The organism is Kitasatospora sp. NPDC005856 (assembly GCF_040629945.1).
Lineage (GTDB): Bacteria > Actinomycetota > Actinomycetes > Streptomycetales > Streptomycetaceae > Kitasatospora.
In genome coordinates, this window is the sequence record NZ_JBEXWT010000058.1 from 1 (window position 1) to 21,152 (window position 21,152).

The 21,152-nt window shown below is 74.4% G+C and carries 21 protein-coding genes; 12 read left to right on the forward strand and 9 right to left on the reverse strand.

Annotation, left to right across the window (positions count from 1 at the left end):
- Positions 1-177: 177 nt before the first annotated feature.
- The 3 genes from ABZ449_RS28370 (at position 178) to ABZ449_RS28380 (ending at position 2,276) form a co-directional block, all read left to right on the forward strand.
- A complete protein-coding gene (locus ABZ449_RS28370) occupies positions 178-813 on the forward strand; it encodes a hypothetical protein (RefSeq protein ID WP_360351616.1) in 636 nt (211 codons plus the stop codon).
- A gap of 186 nt (positions 814-999) precedes the next feature.
- A complete protein-coding gene (locus ABZ449_RS28375) occupies positions 1,000-1,401 on the forward strand; it encodes an NUDIX domain-containing protein (protein WP_360351619.1) in 402 nt (133 codons plus the stop codon).
- Positions 1,402-1,538: 137 nt separating this feature from the next.
- Positions 1,539-2,276, forward strand: coding sequence for a PASTA domain-containing protein (locus ABZ449_RS28380; RefSeq protein WP_360351621.1), 738 nt, complete (start codon positions 1,539-1,541; stop codon positions 2,274-2,276).
- A gap of 381 nt (positions 2,277-2,657) precedes the next feature.
- On the opposite strand, the gene ABZ449_RS28385 is transcribed toward ABZ449_RS28380, so the two are convergent.
- Positions 2,658-2,879 (reverse strand): hypothetical protein, encoded by a 222-nt coding sequence (locus ABZ449_RS28385; RefSeq protein WP_360351624.1) that lies wholly within the window; start codon positions 2,877-2,879, stop codon positions 2,658-2,660.
- 21 nt (positions 2,880-2,900) lie between these two features.
- On the opposite strand from ABZ449_RS28385, the gene ABZ449_RS28390 reads away from it, so the two are divergent.
- Positions 2,901-3,068 (forward strand): hypothetical protein, encoded by a 168-nt coding sequence (locus ABZ449_RS28390; RefSeq protein ID WP_360351627.1) that lies wholly within the window; start codon positions 2,901-2,903, stop codon positions 3,066-3,068.
- A 1-nt stretch (position 3,069) separates the two neighbouring features.
- Here the strand turns inward: ABZ449_RS28390 and hrpB are convergent, their stop codons facing one another.
- Positions 3,070-5,592 carry an ATP-dependent helicase HrpB gene (gene hrpB, locus ABZ449_RS28395; protein ID WP_360351630.1) on the reverse strand — a complete coding sequence of 841 codons (2,523 nt, stop codon included), beginning with the start codon at positions 5,590-5,592 and terminating at the stop codon, positions 3,070-3,072.
- A gap of 6 nt (positions 5,593-5,598) precedes the next feature.
- Positions 5,599-6,477: a class I SAM-dependent methyltransferase gene (locus tag ABZ449_RS28400; protein WP_360351633.1), complete on the reverse strand. Its 879-nt coding sequence runs from the start codon at positions 6,475-6,477 to the stop codon at positions 5,599-5,601.
- 414 nt (positions 6,478-6,891) lie between these two features.
- Here ABZ449_RS28400 and rpsA point away from each other — a divergent pair, with 414 nt between their 5' ends.
- Both rpsA and ABZ449_RS28410 read left to right on the forward strand, forming a co-directional pair.
- Positions 6,892-8,382, forward strand: a complete 1,491-nt coding sequence (gene rpsA / locus ABZ449_RS28405) for a 30S ribosomal protein S1 (RefSeq protein WP_030061640.1) — start codon at positions 6,892-6,894, stop codon at positions 8,380-8,382.
- A 211-nt stretch (positions 8,383-8,593) separates the two neighbouring features.
- Positions 8,594-10,906 carry an MMPL family transporter gene (locus tag ABZ449_RS28410; protein WP_360351636.1) on the forward strand — a complete coding sequence of 771 codons (2,313 nt, stop codon included), beginning with the start codon at positions 8,594-8,596 and terminating at the stop codon, positions 10,904-10,906.
- On the opposite strand, the gene zapE is transcribed toward ABZ449_RS28410, so the two are convergent.
- Both zapE and ABZ449_RS28420 read right to left on the reverse strand, forming a co-directional pair.
- Complete coding sequence (gene zapE, locus ABZ449_RS28415; protein ID WP_360351639.1) at positions 10,903-12,024, reverse strand: cell division protein ZapE; 1,122 nt, start codon at positions 12,022-12,024, stop codon at positions 10,903-10,905. The two genes, ABZ449_RS28410 and zapE, sit on opposite strands and share 4 nt — an antisense overlap.
- Positions 12,025-12,079: 55 nt before the next feature.
- On the reverse strand, positions 12,080-12,511 hold the full coding sequence (locus ABZ449_RS28420) for a MarR family transcriptional regulator (protein WP_360351642.1): 432 nt from the start codon (positions 12,509-12,511) through the stop codon (positions 12,080-12,082).
- Between the two features lie 48 nt (positions 12,512-12,559).
- On the opposite strand from ABZ449_RS28420, the gene ABZ449_RS28425 reads away from it, so the two are divergent.
- Positions 12,560-13,210, forward strand: a complete 651-nt coding sequence (locus ABZ449_RS28425; protein WP_360351644.1) for an MBL fold metallo-hydrolase — start codon at positions 12,560-12,562, stop codon at positions 13,208-13,210.
- Positions 13,211-13,344: 134 nt separating this feature from the next.
- Positions 13,345-13,944, forward strand: a complete 600-nt coding sequence (gene coaE, locus ABZ449_RS28430) for a dephospho-CoA kinase (RefSeq protein WP_360351647.1) — start codon at positions 13,345-13,347, stop codon at positions 13,942-13,944.
- 119 nt (positions 13,945-14,063) lie between these two features.
- Here the strand turns inward: coaE and ABZ449_RS28435 are convergent, their stop codons facing one another.
- The gene (locus ABZ449_RS28435; RefSeq protein ID WP_360351649.1) at positions 14,064-15,332 is read right to left on the reverse strand and encodes a sensor histidine kinase; all 1,269 of its coding nucleotides are present in this window, start codon (positions 15,330-15,332) and stop codon (positions 14,064-14,066) included.
- Between the two features lie 102 nt (positions 15,333-15,434).
- Between ABZ449_RS28435 and ABZ449_RS28440 the strand changes: the two genes are divergently transcribed.
- Positions 15,435-15,989 carry a GNAT family N-acetyltransferase gene (locus ABZ449_RS28440; protein ID WP_360351651.1) on the forward strand — a complete coding sequence of 185 codons (555 nt, stop codon included), beginning with the start codon at positions 15,435-15,437 and terminating at the stop codon, positions 15,987-15,989.
- A gap of 7 nt (positions 15,990-15,996) precedes the next feature.
- Here the strand turns inward: ABZ449_RS28440 and ABZ449_RS28445 are convergent, their stop codons facing one another.
- Positions 15,997-16,770 (reverse strand): hypothetical protein, encoded by a 774-nt coding sequence (locus tag ABZ449_RS28445; RefSeq protein ID WP_360351654.1) that lies wholly within the window; start codon positions 16,768-16,770, stop codon positions 15,997-15,999.
- 70 nt (positions 16,771-16,840) lie between these two features.
- Here ABZ449_RS28445 and ABZ449_RS28450 point away from each other — a divergent pair, with 70 nt between their 5' ends.
- Positions 16,841-17,740 carry a LysR family transcriptional regulator gene (locus tag ABZ449_RS28450; protein WP_360351657.1) on the forward strand — a complete coding sequence of 300 codons (900 nt, stop codon included), beginning with the start codon at positions 16,841-16,843 and terminating at the stop codon, positions 17,738-17,740.
- A gap of 65 nt (positions 17,741-17,805) precedes the next feature.
- Entirely contained in the window at positions 17,806-18,369 is a 564-nt protein-coding gene (locus ABZ449_RS28455; RefSeq protein ID WP_360351659.1) for a GNAT family N-acetyltransferase, read from the forward strand.
- Between the two features lie 168 nt (positions 18,370-18,537).
- Here ABZ449_RS28455 and ABZ449_RS28460 read toward each other — a convergent pair whose 3' ends face one another.
- On the reverse strand, positions 18,538-19,302 hold the full coding sequence (locus ABZ449_RS28460; protein ID WP_360351661.1) for a hypothetical protein: 765 nt from the start codon (positions 19,300-19,302) through the stop codon (positions 18,538-18,540).
- A 524-nt stretch (positions 19,303-19,826) separates the two neighbouring features.
- Entirely contained in the window at positions 19,827-20,210 is a 384-nt protein-coding gene (locus tag ABZ449_RS28465; protein ID WP_360351664.1) for a hypothetical protein, read from the reverse strand.
- A gap of 105 nt (positions 20,211-20,315) precedes the next feature.
- Here ABZ449_RS28465 and ABZ449_RS28470 point away from each other — a divergent pair, with 105 nt between their 5' ends.
- Entirely contained in the window at positions 20,316-20,807 is a 492-nt protein-coding gene (locus tag ABZ449_RS28470) for a MarR family transcriptional regulator (RefSeq protein ID WP_360351667.1), read from the forward strand.
- Positions 20,808-21,152 lie beyond the last annotated feature (345 nt).

A 21,152-nucleotide genomic window follows, 5' to 3' on the forward strand; every position in this document is an offset into this window, starting at 1 on the left:
CGCGGGGGTTGTTGGGGGGGGCCTCCCCGCCGCGCCCGCCCGGTCGCCCTGGCCGGTGACGCGAAGGCACCGTGGGTGATCACCGGGCGGGCCCGCACGCGGGAGTGTCCGGGCCCGCCGCTACGATCCTGCCGGTCCGCCGCACGGTGGGCGCGGCTGCGAGCGGGGGGAACGACGATGGCGGAGACGGAGACGGGCGAGGGAACGCGGGGGCGGAGGTTCCCGCGGCCCCGGACGGTGGTCCCGGTCGCCCTGGCGGCGCTGGTGCTGGCGGGCGTGTCGGTCTGGGCGCTGTCCGGCGGCGGGGGCGGTGCGCCGGCTTCGGCCGGGGCGGGCGCGGCCACGCCCAGCGCGACGGCGACCGCCGAGCCGTCGGTGATGCCGACGCCCGCGCCGACGCCGACCGAGGCGCAGTCCTCACCCAGCCCGTCCGCGGCGCCGGAACCCGACCCGGCCCCGGCCGCCGCCGAGCCCGCGGCCGACGAGCCGGGGGCCGCCGAGCCGGCGGGCAACGCCTCGACCGCCATCCGGAAGCCCGCCACGAAGGCCGCACCCACCGCCGCGTCCAAGCCTCAGGGGTCGTCCGTGGGGAAGCCCAAGGCCCCGGCGGCGCAGGACCCGCAGGACACGGCACCGGCGCCCTGCACCAACTGCGAGGCCAAGGCCGAGGAGTCCGACCCGCAGGGCAAGTGCATCCACGACTCGGCGGGCCGGATCATCACCTGCAGCCCTGTCCAGACCGGCATCCCGATCCTGCGCCCTGGTCAGTCGATGGGCACCCCCACCCCGGGCTGGCCCGACCACACCCACTGACCCGGGACCGGCGAGGAATCCGACGGACACGACAGCTTGTGCGCTCGGGGAGCCCCGGCCCGGTGGTGCAGGGCACAAACCTGTCAGCCGCTCCGGCGCGGGGCCGCCCGCCGAGAAGTCCGTCAGGTTGTTCCTGGAGTTGAGCCGGTCGGATCGGTCGGATCGGTCGGGGAGCGGGGCAGAGGCATGGCAACCGTCATCGACAAGGTGGCCTGGATCCACACCGAGGACGGGAAGGTGCTCAGCACGCGTTCGCGCGGCAAGGACGCCTACTACCTCCCGGGCGGCAAGCGCGAGCCCGGGGAGAGCGACCTCGACACCCTGGTGCGGGAGGTCGGGGAGGAACTCGCCGTCGCCATCGCGCCCGAGTCGGCGGCACTCCTGGGCGTGTTCGAGGCTCAGGCCCACGGTCATCCGGACGGCGTCCTCGTCCGGATGACCTGCTACACGGCGGCGTACGAGGGGCACCTGGAGGCGAGCAGTGAGATCGAGGAGTTCGCTTGGCTCACCTACGGCGACCGGCACTGCTCGTCCCCCGTCGACCGGCTCGTCTTCCACCACCTGCACGCGACGGGCCTGCTGAGCTGACGCCGGGCCGGATTCCGTAGACCGGCGCCACCGCGAGTTCTCCTGGTGTACGTTCAAGCCTTCTCCGCGTCCGAAAGCCCTTGTGACGCGCCACCATTGACCCGGAAGTGTGTCTGCCTGCCGTGATACAGCCGCCGATGTTCCAGTCGCACGGAGTCCGTCCGACGAGCCCCACCCGCCGGATGCGGGCGACCGTCCTCGGCGCGGGCGCGATCGCCGCCGTGCTCATGGTGGCCGGGTGCAAGGCCGATGCTGACGGCACGTCGGCGTCGAGCGTCGCCGGAACGCAGGGCACGTCGGTGCCGAGCGTCGTCGGCATGCACGGGGACAAGGCCAAGGACGCCTTGCAGCAGCGGGACGCCCGCATCGCCAAGAGCGTGGACTTCAAGGACGTCCACCAGGGCGAGTCCCACACCCGATCGGTGCTCATGCCGAGCCACTGGAAGGTGTGCTCCCAGCAGCCGGCCGCCGGGGAACCCGCGGTGAAGGACACGACGGTGACGCTGTCCGTGGTGAAGAACGAGGAGGACTGCCCGGGGACCGTACCGCCCGCCCCGGCCGCGAGCGCGCCCGGGGCGGCAAGCGCGGCACCGACCGCGACGGCCGCTCCTGCCGCCCCGGCTCCTCCCCCCGCTCCTGCCGCCCCGCTTGCTCCCGCTGCCCCGGCCACCCGTGAACCGGCTCCGGCGAACACCCCACCGGCGCCGCAGCCCGCGCCCACGCAGCACCAGGCGGCCGGCTGCACCACCGATTCCAAGGGCGCCTGCATAGTCCGGGGTCGGGCCTGCCCCAACAGCGCCCACGGCGACACCGGCACCGATGCCGCGGGGCGCGTCCTCACCTGCGAGGACAAGAACGGCTGGCGCTGGGAGTGACCGACGGGCGGGGCCCCGGGCCTGGCCGCTCCGGGGCGGGGGCGAGGCCGGGCGGTAGCTGACTCCGTGGTGCCGAGGACGGTCGGCACCGGAGGGCCGGCGGCCGCGCTGACCCGGGCGAGGGCGTCCTGCGCAGGACGCAGTCGGCCGTGCCATCGCCGAGCTACAACGGCGAATCGCAGGGCCCGTTGAAGGCGATGCGGGAGCGGATGAGCTGATCACCGGGTGGCGCCGTGCTGCGGTGGACACGGGAAGGTGCCGCCCTCGGGAGACCGAGGGCGGCACCTTGTTGATTTCCCGGGGCGCGGTCCGGTGGTCGGGAACGCAGCCGGCTGTTCGGTGCGTGGGAAGTCGGTCGAGTCGACTTCTCGTGCGGGGGTGTCAGGTGCGGGTGGCTTGGGTGTGGCAGTGGGTGAGGGCGTATGCGAGGCGGGGGTCGGGGTTGGAGGCGGTGGTGAGGAGTTCGCCGGCGGTGACGAGGGTGGTCCAGTAGAGGGTGGGGTCGCCGGTGCGGGGGAGGGGGCGGGCGGCGGCGAGGGAGAGGTAGGCGGTGGTGAACCAGCGGGTGAGGCCGTGTTGGTGGCCGGGGCGGATCCCGCCCATGGCGTCGATGGCGGTGAGGAAGTGTTCGACGACGGCGAGTTCGGTGGCGGTGAGGGAGACGGGGTCGGGCTGTTGCAGGGCTGGCTGCCCACCAGCTCCGAGGGACTGCGAAAGTTCCTGATCCTCTTCACCACCCTGATCCTGACGCTCGTCGTCTTCTCCGCGATTCGGCCGAACCGACGCGACTGACCTACTTCCGGGTGTTGGTGCGCCGGGTGGGTTCCGCTGTGGTCGGGTCCTCGGGCCAGGGGTGGCGGGGGTAGCGGCCTCTCAACTCCGCGCGGACGGCGCGGTAGCCCTCGCGCCAGAAGGACGCCAGATCACCGGTGACGGCGGCGGGGCGGCCGGCGGGGGAGAGCAGGTGGATGGTCAGCGGTACTCGTCCTCCGGCCAGGGCGGGCGCTGCTGCCCAGCCGAAGAGTTCCTGCAACTTGACGGCCAGCACTGGGCGTTCGGTGGTGTAGTCGACTCGTATTTTTGAGCCGGACGGCACGGTGATGCGCTCGGGGGCGAGTTCGTCCAACCGGCCGGCTTCGCCGGTGGCCCAGGGCAGGAGCCTCTGGAGGGCGGCCGTCGTGTCGATCCTCGCCAGGTCGGTGCGGCGGCGGGCGCGGGAGAGTTCGGGCTCCAGCCACTCTTCGGCGCGTTCGAGGAGCACGGCGTCGGAGACGTCCGGCCAAGGGTCGCCGATGGCCGAGTGAAGGAAGGCCAGGCGTTCGCGGAGGTTGGACGGGAAGGTGAGCAGCGTGCCGACGCCCTCGCGGGTGAGGCCTTCGAGGAGGGCGGCGCGGACGAGCGAAGGGTCAGGACGGTTCAGCGGCTTCTCGGTGAGTTCGATCGCGCCCAGCGACTCGACCTGGCGGGAGACGACCTCGCCCCGCCGGGTGTCCCAGTGGACTTCGGCGCGACCGCCGAGCAATGGCGCACCGGCGAGCAGGGCGGTGGACTCGTCCAGCGCCGCGGCGTGCAGGATGCGGGCCGAGTGGGACCCCGCCGGGCGGTCGGCGACCGCGACGGCGAGCCACGGCAGGGCGCCGAGCCGGGTGTCGGGGGCGAGTTCGGCGGCTGTCCCGCTGGCCATCAGGTAGGGGCTGCGCTCGCCGGGGGCGGGCCGCTCCACCCTGGCGCGGGCGATCCGCTCGGGGAAGGCGAGGGCGACGACGAGTCCGGCGGCGGTCGCGTCGGGCAGCTGGGTGGCGGGTTCGTCGGAGGTGCCGCGCAGCAGGCGGCGGACTTCGTCGCGCCAGCGCATCGCGTAGGGGTCGCGGGAGTCCCGGACCGTCCGCCACACCGCGCCGAGGTCGTCGCCCAGCGCCCTGGGCGGCTCCTCGGACAGCAGCGCGACCACCTCGGCCGCCCGTCGCGCGCCGACCACCGGCGCGCCGTCGACCAGCGCGCGCCCCAGCCGGGGGTGCAGCCCCGTACGGGCGAGGCGCACGCCTCGCGCCGTGGCCCGCCCGTCCGAAGAGACCGCGCCGAGGGCGAGCAGGGTCTGCCGGGCGGCGGCCATCGCCCCCGCCGGCGGGGCGTCGGGCAGGGCGAGGCCGGTGGCGTCCGGGTCGCCCCAGCAGGCGGCCTGGAGGGCGAACGGTGTGAGGTCGGCGAGCGCGATCTCGGGGGTGGGGAAGCGGGCGGCGAGGGCGTCCTCGGCCTCGTTCCAGCAGCGGTAGACGGTGCCGGGGGCCTCACGTCCCGCCCGCCCGGCGCGCTGGCGGGCGGCGGCGAGCGACGCCCGGACGGTGACCAGCCCGGCGAGCCCGCGGGCGTGGTCGGTGCGCGGTTCGCGGGCGAGCCCGGCGTCGACGACGACCCGGACGCCCGGCACGGTGAGCGAGGACTCGGCGACGGCGGTGGAGAGGACGACCCGGCGGCCCTCGCCGGGGGAGAGGGCGGCGTCCTGCACGGCCTGCGGGGCGCGGCCGTGCAGTTGCAGCACCTCGGCCGCGACGCCGGTCAGCTGCCCGGCGACCCGGGTGATCTCGCCGACGCCGGGCAGGAAGCAGAGCACGTCACCCTCCCGCTCGCCCAGCGCCCGCCGCACGACGGCTGCGACGTGGTCGAGCAGGGCGGCGTCGACCCGGGTGCCGTGGGCGGGCCGGACGGCGCGCGGTGGCGGCGCCCAGACCGTCTCCACCGGGTGGGACACCCCGTGCGCCTCGACCACCGGGGCGCCGCCGAGCAGTTCGGCCCAGGCCTCGGTGTCGGAGGTGGCCGAGGCGCAGACCAGCCGGAGTTCGGGTCGCAGCGCCGCCCGGACGTCGAGCAGGAAGGCGAGCGCGGTGTCGGCGTCCAGGTGCCGTTCGTGGCACTCGTCCAGCACCACCACGTCCACGCCGGGCAGCTCCTGGTCGCGCTGGAGCCGTTGCAGCAGCACGCCGGTGGTGACCACCTCGACCACCGTCTCGGGGCCGACGCGCCGCTCGCCGCGCACGGTGTACCCGACCCGGCCGCCGACCGCCTCGCCGAGCAGCCAGGCCATCCGCCGGGCGGCCGCCCGGACCGCGAGCCGGCGCGGCTCGGCGACCAGCACCCGGCGCACGCGCGAGGCGTCCGACAGCCCCGCCAGGGCCAGCGGCACCAGCGTCGTCTTGCCGGTGCCGGGCGGTGCGGCGAGGACGGCGGTGCCGTGTTCCTCCAGCGCGGCGGCCAACGAGGGCAGGGCGGTGCGGACGGGCAGGTCGCGCCAGGCGGGACGCAAGGCCGGGTTCGGCAAGACGACTCAGCCCCGCTCGGTGACGAAGATCGCCGTGCCGGGGATCAGCCGCCCGCGCAGCGGGGACCAGCCGCCCCACTCCTGCTCCAGGTCGGCCGGCCACTCGGGCTCGACCAGGTCGACCAGGCGGAAGCCGGCGCCGACGAGTTCGCGGACCCGGTCGCCGAGGGTGCGGTGGTGTTCGACGTAGGTGGCACGGCCCTGGTCGTCCTGCTCGACGTACGGGGTGCGGTCGAAGTAGGAGGACATCGCGGTGAGGCCCTCGACACCGGGCTCGTCCGGGAACGCCCAGCGGATCGGGTGGGTCACCGAGAACACCCAGCGCCCGCCGGGCCGCAGCACCCGGTGGACCTCGCGCATCAGGGCGGCGGTGTCGGCGCTGAACGGGACGGCGCCGTACGCGGAGCAGGCGAGGTCGAAGGAGGCGTCGGCGAAGGGCAGCACGGCGGCGTCGGCCTGGACGACGGCGACGGGGGCGGTGCCGCGGCCGAGGTCGATCCGGAGGGAGTGCTGGAGCTGGCGGTGGGAGATGTCCAGGGCGACCGGCCGGGCGCCCCGGGCGGCGAGCCAGCGGGAGCACTGGGCGGCGCCGGCGCCGAGCTCCAGGACGTCCCGGCCGGCCACCTCGCCGAGCAGGCGGGCGTCGGCCTCGTCCAGGCCCTCGGGGCACCAGGTGAAGCGGTCGTCGCCGAGGAACTCGCCGTGTTCGTCCTGGTACTCGTCGGCGTTGCGGTCCCACCAGTGCCGGCTGGCCCGGCTGCTCTCCCCGGTGCCGGCCTCGCGGCGGATCGCGTCGTCGCCGTCCTCCTCCTCGACCCGAGCGGGGGAGGTGTCAAGATCGTGCAGGTCCGACTGGGGGGTGGTGGCCACGGTGACAATGCCCATCGCGTAGGGTATGGAGTGCGGAAGCGCCGCTGCCGCGAACCGGCCCGTCAGGGTCCGGATCCTGGCGGTGGCATCCGGGGACATGGCCCCTTCGGGCGTCGCCGCGAGGCGCGCATTCGGAGGATATGGCCTGATCCGTACCGGGCTCCACCGTCTTGCCGTCCTTCGGCATTGACCGTGCCTGGCCGTCCCCGTATGCTACAAGTTGCGCTGCGGGCCTGCGCGCCTCGGACGGAGCAGGTCGCGCTCGCATCTGTCGAAGACCCCACGGTCGCAAGACGGACGCCGGTTCTCGTTTCGACGGGTACCTCGGTGTGCCGTGTTCTTGGCTGTCCGGCTTTCGGTGGGAGCGATACGGGCCCTCCGCGTGGCATTACCTACGACTTTCATGTCCGTACCGGAGCCCTTTTCCTAATGACGAGCCCCACCGACTCCTCCCTCAGCACCACCCCGCAGGTCGCGGTCAACGACATCGGCGACGCGGAGGCCTTCCTCGCCGCCATCGACGAGACCATCAAGTACTTCAACGATGGCGACATCGTCGAGGGCGTCATCGTGAAGGTCGACCGTGACGAGGTCCTCCTCGACATCGGTTACAAGACCGAGGGCGTCATCCCGTCCCGCGAGCTCTCGATCAAGCACGACGTTGACCCGCACGAGGTCGTCGCCGTCGGTGACAACATCGAGGCCCTGGTTCTCCAGAAGGAGGACAAGGAGGGTCGTCTCATCCTGTCCAAGAAGCGCGCTCAGTACGAGCGTGCCTGGGGCACGATCGAGAAGATCAAGGAAGAGGACGGCATCGTCACCGGTACCGTCATCGAGGTCGTCAAGGGTGGTCTCATCCTCGACATCGGCCTCCGTGGCTTCCTGCCGGCCTCGCTGGTCGAGATGCGTCGCGTCCGCGACCTCCAGCCCTACGTGGGCAAGGAGCTCGAGGCCAAGATCATCGAGCTGGACAAGAACCGCAACAACGTGGTCCTGTCCCGCCGTGCCTGGCTGGAGCAGACCCAGAGCGAGGTCCGCCAGACCTTCCTCACCACCCTGCAGAAGGGCCAGGTGCGCTCCGGCGTCGTCTCCTCGATCGTCAACTTCGGTGCCTTCGTGGACCTGGGTGGCGTCGACGGCCTGGTGCACGTCTCCGAGCTGTCCTGGAAGCACATCGACCACCCGTCCGAGGTTGTCGAGGTCGGCCAGGAGGTCACCGTCGAGGTTCTCGACGTTGACATGGACCGCGAGCGCGTCTCCCTGTCGCTGAAGGCGACCCAGGAGGACCCGTGGCAGCAGTTCGCCCGTACCCACCAGATCGGCCAGGTCGTTCCGGGTAAGGTCACCAAGCTGGTTCCGTTCGGTGCGTTCGTCCGCGTGGACGAGGGCATCGAGGGTCTGGTCCACATCTCCGAGCTGGCCGAGCGCCACGTCGAGATCCCGGAGCAGGTCGTCCAGGTCGGCGACGAGATCTTCGTCAAGGTCATCGACATCGACCTCGAGCGTCGTCGCATCAGCCTGTCGCTGAAGCAGGCCAACGAGGCCCTGGGTGCCAACCCGGCCGAGGTCGAGTTCGACCCGACCCTGTACGGCATGGCCGCCTCGTACGACGACCAGGGCAACTACATCTACCCGGAGGGCTTCGACCCCGAGGCGAACGACTGGCTGCCCGGCTTCGAGAAGCAGCGCGAGGAGTGGGAGCGCCAGTACGCCGAGGCGCAGGCCCGCTTCGAGCAGCACCAGGCCCAGGTCATCAAGAGCCGCGAGGCCGACGCCCAGGCTGCCGAGGAGGGTGGCGACGCCGTCGCCGCTGCCGCCGGTGGCTCCTACTCGTCCAGCAGCGACGAGGGCTCGGGCGCCCTGGCCTCCGACGAGGCCCTGGCCGCCCTGCGCGAGAAGCTGGCCGGCGGCCAGAGCTGAGGCTCTCGCTTCCCGCTAGCCGATAGCTAGACGGTGGGCCCCACCCGGAATTTCCGGGTGGGGCCCATTTCGTTTTCCGCCATGACTTATGGCGCCCCGACTTATGTGTGTTTTATGTGAAGGAAAGTGTGAGATGAGGCTCATTGCCCATCTATAGGCCGGAGTTCGCCTGGCACCTAGATTGAGGGGAGCTGCCCGAAAGGCTCCTTTTATGCGTAACCCCTCTTCCGCCGCCCCCACCGCCGTGGTCGGCGGCCGGCTCGCGGCCCTCGGCCGGTTCTGTTTCCGCCACCGCCGCTGGGTGCTCGGCCTGTGGGCCGTCGTCCTGGTGGTCGGTGTCCTGATCGGGGGGCGGGTCTTCGAAGGCTCGGTGGCCGGGGCCTCCTCGGCCAGCGCCGAGGCCGACCGGGGCAGTGCGGTGGTCACCGCGGCCGACCCGGCCAAGGGCACCGTCACCGCCGTGGTGGACGGCAGGCCGGTGGACGATCCGGCCGTGAAGGCCGTCGTCGAGAAGGCCACCGCCGAGATCGCCGCCCTGCCCGGGGTCTCCTCCGCTCAGGACGCGTACGGCCCCGGCCCGGCGTCCGCGGCGCTGCGCTCCGCCGACGGGACGGCGAGCCTGGTCACCGTCCGGATGGCCGACACCGCGAGCACCGCCCAGACCGACGCCGTCACCGAGCGGCTCGGCGCGCTGGACGGGGTGGGCGGCGCCCACGTCACGGTCGGCGGGGACCTGGTGCTCCAGCAGGAGGTCAAGCAGCAGACCGAGAAGGACACCCGGTTCGGCGAGCTGGTGACGCTGCCGCTCACGCTGATCGTCATGGTGCTGGTCTTCGGCGGGCTGGCGGCGGCCTCGCTGCCGGTGATCGGGGCGGTCGCCTCGGTGGGCGGCGCACTGCTGGCCATGTTCGGTTTCAGCCGGATCATGGACATCGACACCAGCGTGCTGCCGATCGCCACGGTGCTGGGGCTCGGGCTCTCGATCGACTACGCGCTGCTCATGGTGAATCGTTTCCGCGAGGAACGCGGCCACGGCGCGGGCATCGCCGCCGCCGTCGAACGCACCGCGGCGACCGCCGGACGCACCGTGGCCTTCTCCGGGCTGACCGTCGCCGTCGCGCTCTCCGGCCTGTTCGTCTTCACCAGCCCGGTGCTCGGCGCGGTGGCGGCGGCCGGGGTGAGCGTGGTGGTGATCGCCGTCGCCGCCGCGCTGACCCTGATCCCGGCACTGCTCGGTTTCGCCGGCGCGCGGATCAAGTCGCCCGCCGCGCCGGTGGCGGACGAGGGGTTCTTCAGCCGGACCGTGCGCCGGGTGCGCAAGCGGGCGGTGGCGGTCACCCTCGCCGCGGTGGCGCTTCTGATGGCCGCCGGTGCGCCGTTCCTCCACGCCGACATGCGCAGCTCCGGCGCCGCGGTGCTGCCCACCTCCTCGGCCGGACGGCAGGTCGCCGAGACGATCGACCAGCGCTTCCCGCAGGCCTCGGCCGCGCCGATCACCGTGGTGGTCGAGGGCGGGGCGTCGGTGGCGCAGGCGTACGCGGACGACGTGGTCGCCAAGCTGCCCGGGGTGAGCGGGGTGCGGGCGGTGTCGCCGGTGGGCGACGCGGTCTCCACGATCGACGTGCTGGTGCACGGGGACCCGCAGGGCGGACAGGCCAAGCAGGTGGTGGAGGAGCTGCGGGCCGACCGCGGCGGGCTGACCACCTACGTCACCGGCGGCGCGGCCTCGGTGGTGGACTTCCAGGACGAGTTGCTCTCGCGCGGACCGTGGGCGCTGGGCCTGGTCGCGGCCGGCACCCTGGTGCTGCTCTTCCTGATGACCGGCTCGGTGGTGATGCCGGTCAAGGCGTTGCTGATGAACCTGCTCTCGCTGGGCGCCTCGCTCGGCGCGCTCACCCTGGTGTTCCAGGACGGCTGGTTCAGCGGGCTGCTCGGCTTCAGCCCGACCGGCGGGCTGGAGACCTTCATCCCGGTGCTGGTCTTCGCCTTCGCCTTCGGGCTGTCGATGGACTACGAGGTGTTCCTGCTCTCCCGGATCAGGGAGCTGACCCTGCGCGGGCACGACTGCGTCCGGGCGGTGGAGCTGGGCGTGCAGCGCAGCGGTCGGATCATCACCTCGGCGGCGCTGCTGATGGTGATCGTCTTCGCCGGGTTCGCGCTCGGGGACATGCTCATGGTCAAGCAGATGGGCATCGCGCTGGCCGTCGCCGTCGCGGTCGACGCCACCCTGGTGCGGTGCCTGCTGGTGCCCGCGGCGATGAGCCTCTTCGGCGAGTTCAACTGGTGGGCGCCCGCCCCGCTGCGGCGACTGCACCGGCGGTTCGGGCTGAGCGAGCACGTCGACCTGCCGGAGATCGCGCCGGCGGCGATCCCGGTGCCGCGCGCGACGGACGGGGAGCCGGTGGGCGCGGACCTGGCGGGAGCGGAGTCGACGGGTGCGGATCCGGTGGCCGGGGAGTCGGTGGCCGGGGAGTCGGCGGGCCGGAAGCCATCGGCCAAGGACCTGGTGGGGTCGGAGGCCTAGGCGCTCTCCCCGACGGCCTCCCCGACGGCCTCCCCGGCGGTCTCGGCGGCGGTCTCGGCGGCGGGGGACCGCAGGAGGGCGAGGCGGCTGGCGGTGCGGTCCAGGTCGCGCTGGACCGGGGAGCCGGGCGTCAGGCCGGTCATCGGGTCGGCGCCGATCAGGACGAGGCGGACGTCACGGTCGCAGCAGACGTCCACCAGGTTGGCGAACCGCTGGCGGGCGTCCCTGGTGGCGTCGACCAGCGCGGGGACGTCCGCCAGGACGAGCGTGCGGAAGCGCTCGGCGAGCGCGAGGTAGTCGGGCGGGGCGGTGCGGCCCTCGCAGAGCTCGTCGAAGCCGAACCAGACCAGGTCGGAGCGGACGGCGCGGGCGGTCAGACCGCGGTGGTGGGCGGCCACCGGGGCGGCCTCCCCGGGGCCGGGCGGGGTCAGGTCGGCCGCCGCCTCCTGGCCCGGGCGCAGCAGGGCGCCGGTGGCGAAGCGCCGGCCGGGGCCTCGGGGACGGGGGCCGCGGCGGAAGTCGACCGGGCCGGAGACGTCGAGGACGTCCATCCGTTCCTCGATGAGCGTGATCGTCGGCTCGAAGAGGTGGTGGTACAGCGGGTCGGGCATCAGGCCTGCGGGCGGGTAGTTGGACGTGGTGACCAGGGTGATCCGGCGGTCCAGCAGGGTGTGGAAGAGACGGGCGACGAGCATCGCGTCGCCGGCGTCGTGGGCGTGGAACTCGTCGAAGACCAGGACCCGGCAGCCGTCGAGCAGCTCGTCCACGGCGTGATCGACGGCGGCTCCCCGGTGTGCGGCGGCGTCGTGGTGGGCGACGCCCTCGTGCAGTCGGCCGAAGAAGTCGTGGAAGTGCAGGCGGCGCTTGTGCGGGGTGGCCAGGCCGTCGAGGAAGGTGTCGACGAGCCAGCTCTTGCCGCGGCCGACCGGGCCCCAGAGGTAGACGTGGCGCGGTGGGCGACGCAACCGCCAGGCGGGGCGGGCCAGTTCGCCCGCGAGTCGGCCGAGTCGGTCGACCGCCGCCTGCTGGGCCGGGGAGAGGGTGAAGCCGCGCTGCTGGGCGGCGCGGTGGAAGTGCCCGCGCATGGCCTGGTCCTGTGGTGCTGCCCTGTCCGTCACGGGCTCGGACCCTAGCAGGGGGTCAGCGGCACGGTCCGGGCGGGGAGTTCGCCGTTCAGTGCAGGCGGTCGAGGAGGTGGACGGCGGCGCGCAGCTGCTGCCGCTCCTCGGGGCTGAGGCGGGACTCGATGGCGGTGGCGATCCGGTGTTCGCGGCGGGCGCGCTGGTCGAGCAGGGCGGCGCGGCCGGCCTCGGTGGCGGCGATCAGCAGTTTGCGGCCGTCGGTGGGGTGGGGCTGCTGGGTGACCAGCCCGGCCTCGGTCATCAGGGCGACGGTGCGGGCCATCGACTGGTGGCGGACCCGCTGGAGTGCGGCGAGTTCGGCGACCGTGCAGGAGAGCTCGTCACGGACCAGCAGGCCGAGGACGGCGGCCTGGTTCTGCGGCAGTTCGTCGTCGGTGCGCAGGGAGCGGACCAGGGTGCCGAGGGCGGCACGCAGGTCGGCGGCGAGTTCCAGGGTGTCCGGGTGCGGGGCTTCGCTGGGCATGGGAGAAGTCTATCGGGAGTTTGTACAGCTTCGCTGTATGGTTTTGCCATGCGAATCACCAAGTTCGGACACGCCTGCGTACGCGTCGAGCACGGCGGTGCCACCGTCGTCGTCGATCCGGGAGCGTTCACCGACCCCGCCGCACTGGCCGGGGCGGACGCCGTCCTGATCACCCACGAGCACATGGACCACTTCGAGGAGTCCCGGCTGCGTGCCGCACTGGAGGCCGACCCGGCGCTGCGGGTGTGGACCAACGGGGCCGTCGCCGCCCAGCTGGACGGCGTGGCGCAGCGGATCGCCGTGGTCGGCGAGGGCGACGCCTTCGAGATCGGCGGGCTCGGCGGGCTCGGCGTCTCGGTGCACGGCGAGTGGCACGCGCAGATCCACCCGGACATCCCGCGGGTGCGGAACATCGGCTTCCTGTTCGACGGCCGGCTGTTCCACCCCGGTGACGCGTTCACCGTGCCGCCGCACGCCGTGGACACCCTGCTGCTGCCGCTCGCGGCGCCCTGGAGCAAGGCCGCCGAGGTGATCGACTACGTCCGGGAGGCCGGGCCGCGCCAGGCGGTGCCGGTGCACGAGGCGGTGCTCAGCCCGATCGGGTTCGCGGTGCAGACCCGGCTGGTCGGCCCGGACGGGCCGGGCACGGGCGCGGAGCTGACGGTGCTGGGGGAGGGCGAGAGCCTGGAGCTCGGCTGACGGCGCTCTCCGCTTGCGGCCGGTGCCGACGGGCGGTCCGCCGATGGGCGGTCCGCCGATGGGCGGTCCACCACCGGGTCGTCCGCCGCCGGCCCGTGCTGACGGGCCCGGTGCCGCGCCGGTAGCCTGACGCCATGCTGAAGATCGGACTGACGGGTGGCATCGGCGCGGGCAAGAGCGAGGTGTCCCGGCTGTTCGCCGCGCGCGGCGCGGTGATCGTGGACTCGGACGTGATCGCCCGCGAGGTGGTCGCCCCCGGGACGGACGGCCTGGCGGCCGTGGTCGCCGAGTTCGGCCCGCAGGTGCTGCGGGAGGACGGCACACTGGACCGCCCGGCGCTCGGGGCGGTGGTGTTCGCCGATCCGGAGCGGCTGAAGGCGCTGAACGCGATCGTCCACCCGCTGGTGCGGGACCGCGCCGCCGAGCTGGAGGCGGCGGCCGCGCCGGACGCGGCCGTGGTCCACGACGTGCCGCTGCTGGCCGAGAACCACCTGGCGCCGCTGTACGACCTGGTCGTGGTGGTGGACGCGGCCGACGAGGTGCGGGTGGACCGGCTGGTGCGGCTGCGCGGGATGACCGAGGAGGAGGCCCGGGCCCGGATGGCCGCGCAGGCCACGCGGGAGGACCGGCTGGCGATCGCGGACCTGGTGATCGACAACAGTGGCGGCCTGGCGGAGCTGGAAGCGCGGGTGGACGAGGTCTGGTCGGAGCTGGCGCGGCGCGCGGCGGCCTGAGGCCGGCTCGGCCCGACCTCCGTCGCGCCGGTGGCGTTGGTCGACGGGTGCTCGGCGGGTGCTCGGCGGGTGCTCGGCGGGTGCTCGGCCGCTGCTCGCCGTTCGGCCCGTGCCGCCGTTCAGGCGGTGCCGAGCGGCAGCCGGGCCCGGACGGCGAAACCGCCCTCGGGGGTCGGCCCGGCGTGCAGGGTGCCGCCGAGGTCGTCGGCCCGGGTGTGCATACCGCGCAGGCCGTGGCCGCCGGAGGGCAGTTCCGGGTGTTCCGTCCGCCCGCCGGCGGCCTCGCCGTCCGGGTCGTCGGCGGGGGAGTTGACCACCGCCAGGCGCAGCCCGTCCGGTGTGACCTCGACGGTGACGGCCACCTCGGCGGCCGGGGCGTGCTTGTGCGCGTTGGTCAGCGCCTCCTGGACGATCCGGTAGGCCGCGTACTGCACGGCGGGCCCGGGGTCGGGCAGTCCCTCGTCCGGTCCGCTGACGGTCAGTCCGACCGCCAGTCCGGCCAGCCGGGACTCCTCGACCAGGGCGGGCAGCCCGCGCAGCGAGGGTGCCTGCTCGGCGGAGGTGGTCAGTACGCCCAGCAGGCCGCGCAGTTCGGTGAGCGCCTGGAGGCCGAGGGCGCGGATCAGACCGAGGGTCTCCCGGACGGCGGCCGGGTCCTCGGCCCGGGCGACCTGCCCGGCGCCCGCGTGCAGGGTGATCAGCGAGACCCGGTTGGACACCACGTCGTGCATCTCCCGGGCGAGTCGGGCGCGTTCGGCGGCCACCGCGCGTTCCTCGGCGTGCCGGCGGGCCTCCTCCAGCAGCCGGTTGCGTTCGCCGAGCAGTCGGTTGCGCTCGGCCAGCACGGCGACGGTGCGGGCGCGCTGGTGGGAGGTCAGCCCGAGGGCGAGCGGCACGGCGCCGAAGACCAGCGGGTCCTCGATCAGGTTGGCGAGTTCGGACGGGGCACCGACGTCCCCGAGGTCGAACGGGACGAGCAGCCGCAGCCCGGCCAGCGCCGCCAGCACGTACACCGGCGCGGTGTGGCCGCGCCGCGCGGCCAGCCCGTAGAGGGCGACGGCCAGCGGGAGCTGGCCGCTGAGCAGGGTGGCCGCGGCGACCGCGGCCGGGTGGCGGCGCCGCAGGGCCAGGGCGAGCGCGCCGAGTGCCATCAGGCCCGCGTTGGTCCCCGGCGAGGTGGTCGGGCCGACGTCCGGGTCCTTGGCGGCGAGCGGGACGAGGACCAGCAGCACCAGGACGGTCGGCGCGAGGGCGCGGACCGGGCGGGGCAGGCGCAGCGGCGGGCCGGGCAGTGGTGCGGCGAGGTCGGGCAACGGTGTGGTGTCCGGCAGCGGTGCGAGGTCGGCGGCCGACCGGTCGGCGGACGACTGGCCGGTGGGCTGCTGCATGAGGGGCATGCTTCCACACCGGCGCGGCGCCGGGACGGTCGGCCGATCGAGTGGCTGGGAAGGGACTGGTTAAAGGCCCTGGTGGGGGGAGAGCATGGCGGGATGGATGATCGTTTCTCGCCCGAACCGCACCTGGTCGGGCCGCCGGTGGTCGAACGGCTCGCGCGGTACGGCCGCGCCGAGCAGGATGAGATCCTCGGCCCGGGGGAGGACCCGTACGGCGTCGCCTACACCGGGCTGACCTTCCGGCCCAAGGAGATCCACTTCGGTGTGCGGGCCGCCGACGGCCGGCTCGTCGCCCACACCGGGCTGGTGCCGCTGCCGCTCACCGTGGGCGGCACCGACCTGGACGCCATGGGCGTCGGCGGGGTCTGCGTCGCGCCCGACCGGCGCCACGGCGGCCTCGCGCGGGCCGTGGTCGGGGCCGCCCTCGACCACGCGCGCACGCTCGGCCACCGGTACGCGCTGCTGTTCTGCCGCCCGCCGCTCGCCCCGTTCTACCGGGGGCTCGGGTTCCGCGAGGTGGCGGAAGGGGTGACGGTGGAGCAGCCGGAGGGACGGCTGGTGGAGATGCCGCTGCGCACCATGTGGGTGCCGCTGGCGGCGGGGGCCGGCTGGCCGGAGGGGCCGGTGCGGCTGCGGTCGCTGCCGATGTGAGGCGGGCTCAGGCCGTCGGGGCCGGGGCCGGGGCCGGTGCGGCGTCGGGCCGGGGGCTCGACGGCGCGGCCGTGGAGTCCGCGTGCGCCACGGCGGCGCCGGCCAGGGCACGGATCATGGGGTGCGCCCGGGTGCGGTCGCCGGACAGCTCGGGCTGGAACAGCGAGGCCAGGAAGAACGGGTGGCCGGGCAGCTCCAGGACGCGCACCTCGCCCGAGGCGTCCGTGCCGCTGAAGCGCAGGCCGTGCGCGGTCAGCCGGTCCAGGTAGGCGCCGTCGAGGCCGTACGCGCAGTGGTAGCGCTCCACGGTGCGGGTGGCGCCGAGGACCCGCTCGGCGAGGCTCCCGGGGGTGATCTCGACGGCACCCTCGTGCCCGACCAGTGAGCAGGCCAGCGGGGCGATCACCTGCTGCTCCGCGTCCGGCTGCTGCTCGCCGTGGGCGGCCCCGGCCAGGCCGCAGACGTTCCGGGCGTACTCCAGCACCGCGTGCTGGAACCCGGCGCAGGTGCCGAGGAAGGGGATGCCGCGTTCGCGGGCGGTCCGGGCGGCGGCCAGCGCGCCCGCCTCGCTGCGGTACGGGCTGCCGGGCAGCAGCCAGAGCGCGTCGAAGCCGTCCAGGGCGCCGGGCGCGGCGGCGTCCCCGGTCGGGATCCAGTAGGCGTCCAGGACGAGGTGGTCGTGCTCGGCGAGGGCGTCCAGCAGGCCCGGGATCCGGGCGTGCGAGCGGACGGCGGGGGAGCGGTCGCCGACCAGGGCGATCCGGGGGGTCAGATGGGTCATGCGGCTATCCTGACCCCGCACCCGAGATCAGCGCCAACGATGATTCCTTAAGTATCGATCAGATCGGTTGATGCCCGCCGTGGACCCGCAGCAGCTGCGCACCTTCGTCACCGTCGCCCGCCTCGCCTCCTTCTCGGAGGCGGCGCGGGAGCTCGGCTACACCCAGTCCGCGGTCTCCCAGCAGATCGCCGCGCTGGAGGCGGACCTCGGGACGGCGCTGCTGGCCCGTCGCCCGGTCGGCCCGACCGGGGCCGGGCGGCGACTGCTGGAGCACGCCGCACCGCTGCTGGTCCGGCTGGAGGCGGCGCGCGCCGACGTCGCGCGCCTGGCCGGCGCCCCGAGTGCCCGGCTGGTGGTCGGGGCCACTCCGCTGGCGGTCGGAGCGGAACTGGGGCGTGCGCTCGGCGAGGTGCGCCGGGCCCATCCGCGGATGGAGCCGGTGGTCCGGGTCCTCGCCCAGGACGTGCTGCCCGCCCAGGTGGCCACCGGCGAGGTCGACCTGGCCCTGATCGACGGACTGGCCGCGCCCAGCGACCCGCTGCCGCTGCCGGACGTCGGCCCGCTGCGCACCGTCGCGGTGGCCGAGCGGCCGGTCGCCGTCGCGCTGCCCGTCGGCCACCCGCTGGCCGGTCGCGGCGGCCTCGCGCTCGCCGACCTCTCCGCCGCCCGCTGGCTGGACGCCCCCGACCTCACCCCGACGGCGGCCCGGCTGCGCGCGGCCACGGGCGCCGACGGCTTCCGGCCCGCGACCCGCTACCAGGGCACCGACGTGCACGGGCTGCTCGCGCTGGTGGCGGCCGGGCACGGGCTCACCCTGTTGCCCGAGCCGGTGCTCGCGGCGGCGCCCGGGGTCGGGTACGCGCCGATCGCCGAGCCCCGGCTGGTGCACCGCACCGAACTCCTCCACGGCAGCCTGCCGGAGGGGCCGGCGGCGCTGCTGGCGAGGCTGCTGGTGCGGTCCCGGGTCTGAGCGGCCCGTCGGCCGCGCCGAATTTCGCTTGCGCGGGCCGCCGGTGGCGATGACATCATCACGCGATGAACACCAGTACCACCATCATCAGACGCGTACGGACCGAGGACTGGCAGCGGCTCAGGGACATCCGCCTGGACGCGCTGCAGGACCCGGTCGCGGCCGTGGCCTTCCTGGAGACGTACGAGCAGGCCGCCGCCAGGCCGGACGAGTTCTGGCAGGACCGCACGACCCGGGCGGCGACGGACCCGCACGTCGCGCAGTTCGTCGCGCAGGCCGAGGACGGGCGCTGGCTCGGCTCCATGACCGGACTGGTCGAGCGGGCCGGCGGCGACGGGGCCCTGGAGGGCGACGTCGTCGAGGTCGACCAGGTGCACGTGGTCGGCGTCTACGTCCGGCCGGAGGCGCGTGGCACCGGGCTGGCGCTCGACCTGCTCCGGACCGTCCAGGAGTGGGCGTGGTCGCTCACCGAGCCCCGGATCGAGCGGGTGCGGCTGTTCGTCCACGAGGACAACCCCCGCGCCGAGGCGATGTACCGGAAGGCCGGCTTCGAACACTCGGGCGTGGCGTTGCCGGTGCCCGGTGGCGGGGGCGGCCGGGAGATCGAGCTGGCGGTCCCGCGGGGCTGACCGGCCGGCGGCCGACACGAAGGAGCCGCCCGTCCCGTCCGGTCCCCTGTTCCGGACGGACCGGGCGGCCGTCTGCGAGGTGCCGCGGGCACCGGTGCTGCCGGTGCCCGCTCGGCGTCGCTGCCCGGCGGGCGTCAGACCCTGGAGGGGGTCGGCGCCCGGTGGGCGTCAGTGCCCGTCGCAGCCCGGGAAGGCCTCGCACATCGGCGCGGTCATGCCGGTGCCGACGTACTTGTCCTCGGGGGCCTTCCAGGCGTCCTTGGGCTGGGCCCCGGCCTTGGTGGTGGTCCAGACGGCCAGCTCGCTGACCACGCCGCCGTCGCTCACCACGTACTCGTGCAGGGTGACGGTGCCGCCGTCGGCCTGTGGGACGGTCAGGACGGCGGCGAAGTAGGGCGCGTCCGGGGCGCTGTCGACCTTCACGGTGGCGCCGGGCGCCGTCTTGGCGCAGTTCTTGAGCGCCTCCGTGAGATGGCCCTCGGCCAGGTTGGTGCTCTGCTTGGTGCCGCTGCTGCGGGTCGGGTCGCCGTGGAACAGCAGGGTCTGCTGGGCCGTCCAGCGGTCCCCGCCGAAGCCGACCGAGGCCCGCGCGGCGGCGGTGCCGGTGAACAGCGGCTCCTCGTCCTTGGCGATCGCGGCGCGGCACAGCTCCATGCCCTTGAACAGGACCGGGCCGGAGACCTGCTTGGCGTTGGCCGCCAGCGGCGTGTAGTGGTAACTCTCGTCCATCGGGATGCTCTTGGTGTCCATCCAGGCCTTGTCCGGAATGCCCTTGTCGGACCCGGTGGGCTTGTTGGGGTTGACACTGGGCCCGGTGGTGGCGGGGATGGTGGGGGTGGCGTCCTGACTGCCGTTGTCCGGCCCGCAGGCGCTGAGCGCGCCCAGGCAGAGGAGGGCTGCGGCGGTGGCGGTGACGACTCTGGTGGTGCGCAACTGACGGTTCCTCGGATGTCCGGTGGCGTTGGTCGGGGTCGGGCGCGCATCGGCCGTGGGCCGCTGGTGCGCGGCGCCGTCCGTCCTCACCGCCCGGTCGGCCCGTGGTCGCGGGCGTGCGGCATGGCGGCTCCTCCCCCTGTGCATGCGGCCGCCTGGCTCCTCGCCCCGCTGCCCGCCCCGTGATTGATGGGCGGTCAGGGTCGATGGCGTGTCGACGGCGGTCGAAACCTATGCCACCGGGCCGCCGGTCGCAAAGCCGGGTTCCGGCCGGAGGCCCGGATTCCTTTTGGGGCCGGTGGGGCCAATGGGGTGAATGTGACCGCCTGTGGTGGGAGCGGTGTACGGGGCGCGAGGGGTTCCCGGGGCGTGTGACGGCAGCCGCGCGCGGGCCGGGGCGGCGCATCCTGGCTGGTGGGGGCGGGTGCGCAGGGTGCGTGCGGCGGATCGGGAGGTGCGGGCCGGGTCGGGCGGGCCGACCCGCACCCTGGGCGCGCGCGACGGCTCCGGAGGCGTGGGCCGGGTCAGGCGACCTGGCCGCCGATGCCGGAGCGGCCCGCCGGAACGCCGTCGAGGGTGACCACGGTCTGCCGTCCGACGGCCTCGCCGAGCACGCCGGTGATCGCCCCGGTGGCCGCCGCGACCAGCCGGGCGGGCGCGTCGGGGACCTGCGGCAGGTGGTAGGCCGCCTCCCGCATGCTCAGGACGACCACCGGCGCGACCTCGTCGGTCGGCAGCCCGCCGATGCCCCGGCGGCGCTGGGGGATCCCGATCAGCTCGACCGCGACCAGGGGGCGGACCCGCTCGCCGAAGACCGAGGTGACGGCCTCGGTGAGGCCGGCGATGAGCGCGGGCTCGACCTGGGGATCGAGGGACTCCTCGCGGATGTGCAGGCTCAGGTGCGGCATGGTGGAGCTCCGTTCGGCTCGGTTCGTCGTTCGTACCATGGGCTGACGGTTCACTTTGCACGTAAAACAGCTTTGGTATCAAAGGTAATTGGAGAGGGGTGGGCGATGTCAACGCCCGAGAGGGAGCCGCGGAACGCGCGGGCGTCGACCGGGGAGGGGCTCGACGACGCCGTGCGGTCGATGCTGCTGCTGATGCCCCGGCTGGTCGGGCGGGCCAAGCGGATCCCCGCCCCCGAACCGCTGCGCGGCCTCTCGCTGGCGCCCCGTCACCTGTCGCTGCTGGCCCTCCTGCTGCTGGACGGGCCGATGGGCGTGAACGACCTCGCCGCCCGGCTGGAGGTCGCCCCCACCACGGTCAGCCTGATGGTCGGTGACCTCGGCCGGCAGGGCGTCCTCGAACGGCGCGAGGACGAGGCCGACCGCCGGCGCCGCATCGTCGCGATCACCCCGGCCCGGCTGCCCGCCATCGAGGCCTGGCTCGCCCCGGGGGCCGCCGCCTGGCGCACGGCCCTCGGGCCGCTCGACACGGCGCAGCGGCGCCTGGTGGTGGACACGCTGCTGGCGTACGAGGCGGCGGTGGGGCGGGAACGGGACTGACGGCGGCGCGCCGGGAAGCCGGTCGGTGCCGGGGATGCCGGCCGGGGCCCGGAAGGCCGGTCAGTGTCCGGGAGTTCGCCGGAAGAGCGCCGTGAGGAGGGCGAGGACGTCTTCGGTGGTGCGGATCGTACGGTTCATTCCGCCGAGCCCAGGCGGTCCGGCGGGCCGGCGCTCCGGTCCCAAGAACCGCTCCGCAGCGGCCTGTTGGGGCTGTCGGAGTTGTGGCCCCACCGGGTGTTCCGGGCCCGGGTGGCCACCTGCCGGCGCCCCCGGCGCGGGCCGGGAAGGGGCGTTCTCGCGGGGCGGGGAGGGGGCCCCGGGAGGCCGTCGTGGAATTTCCTCCGG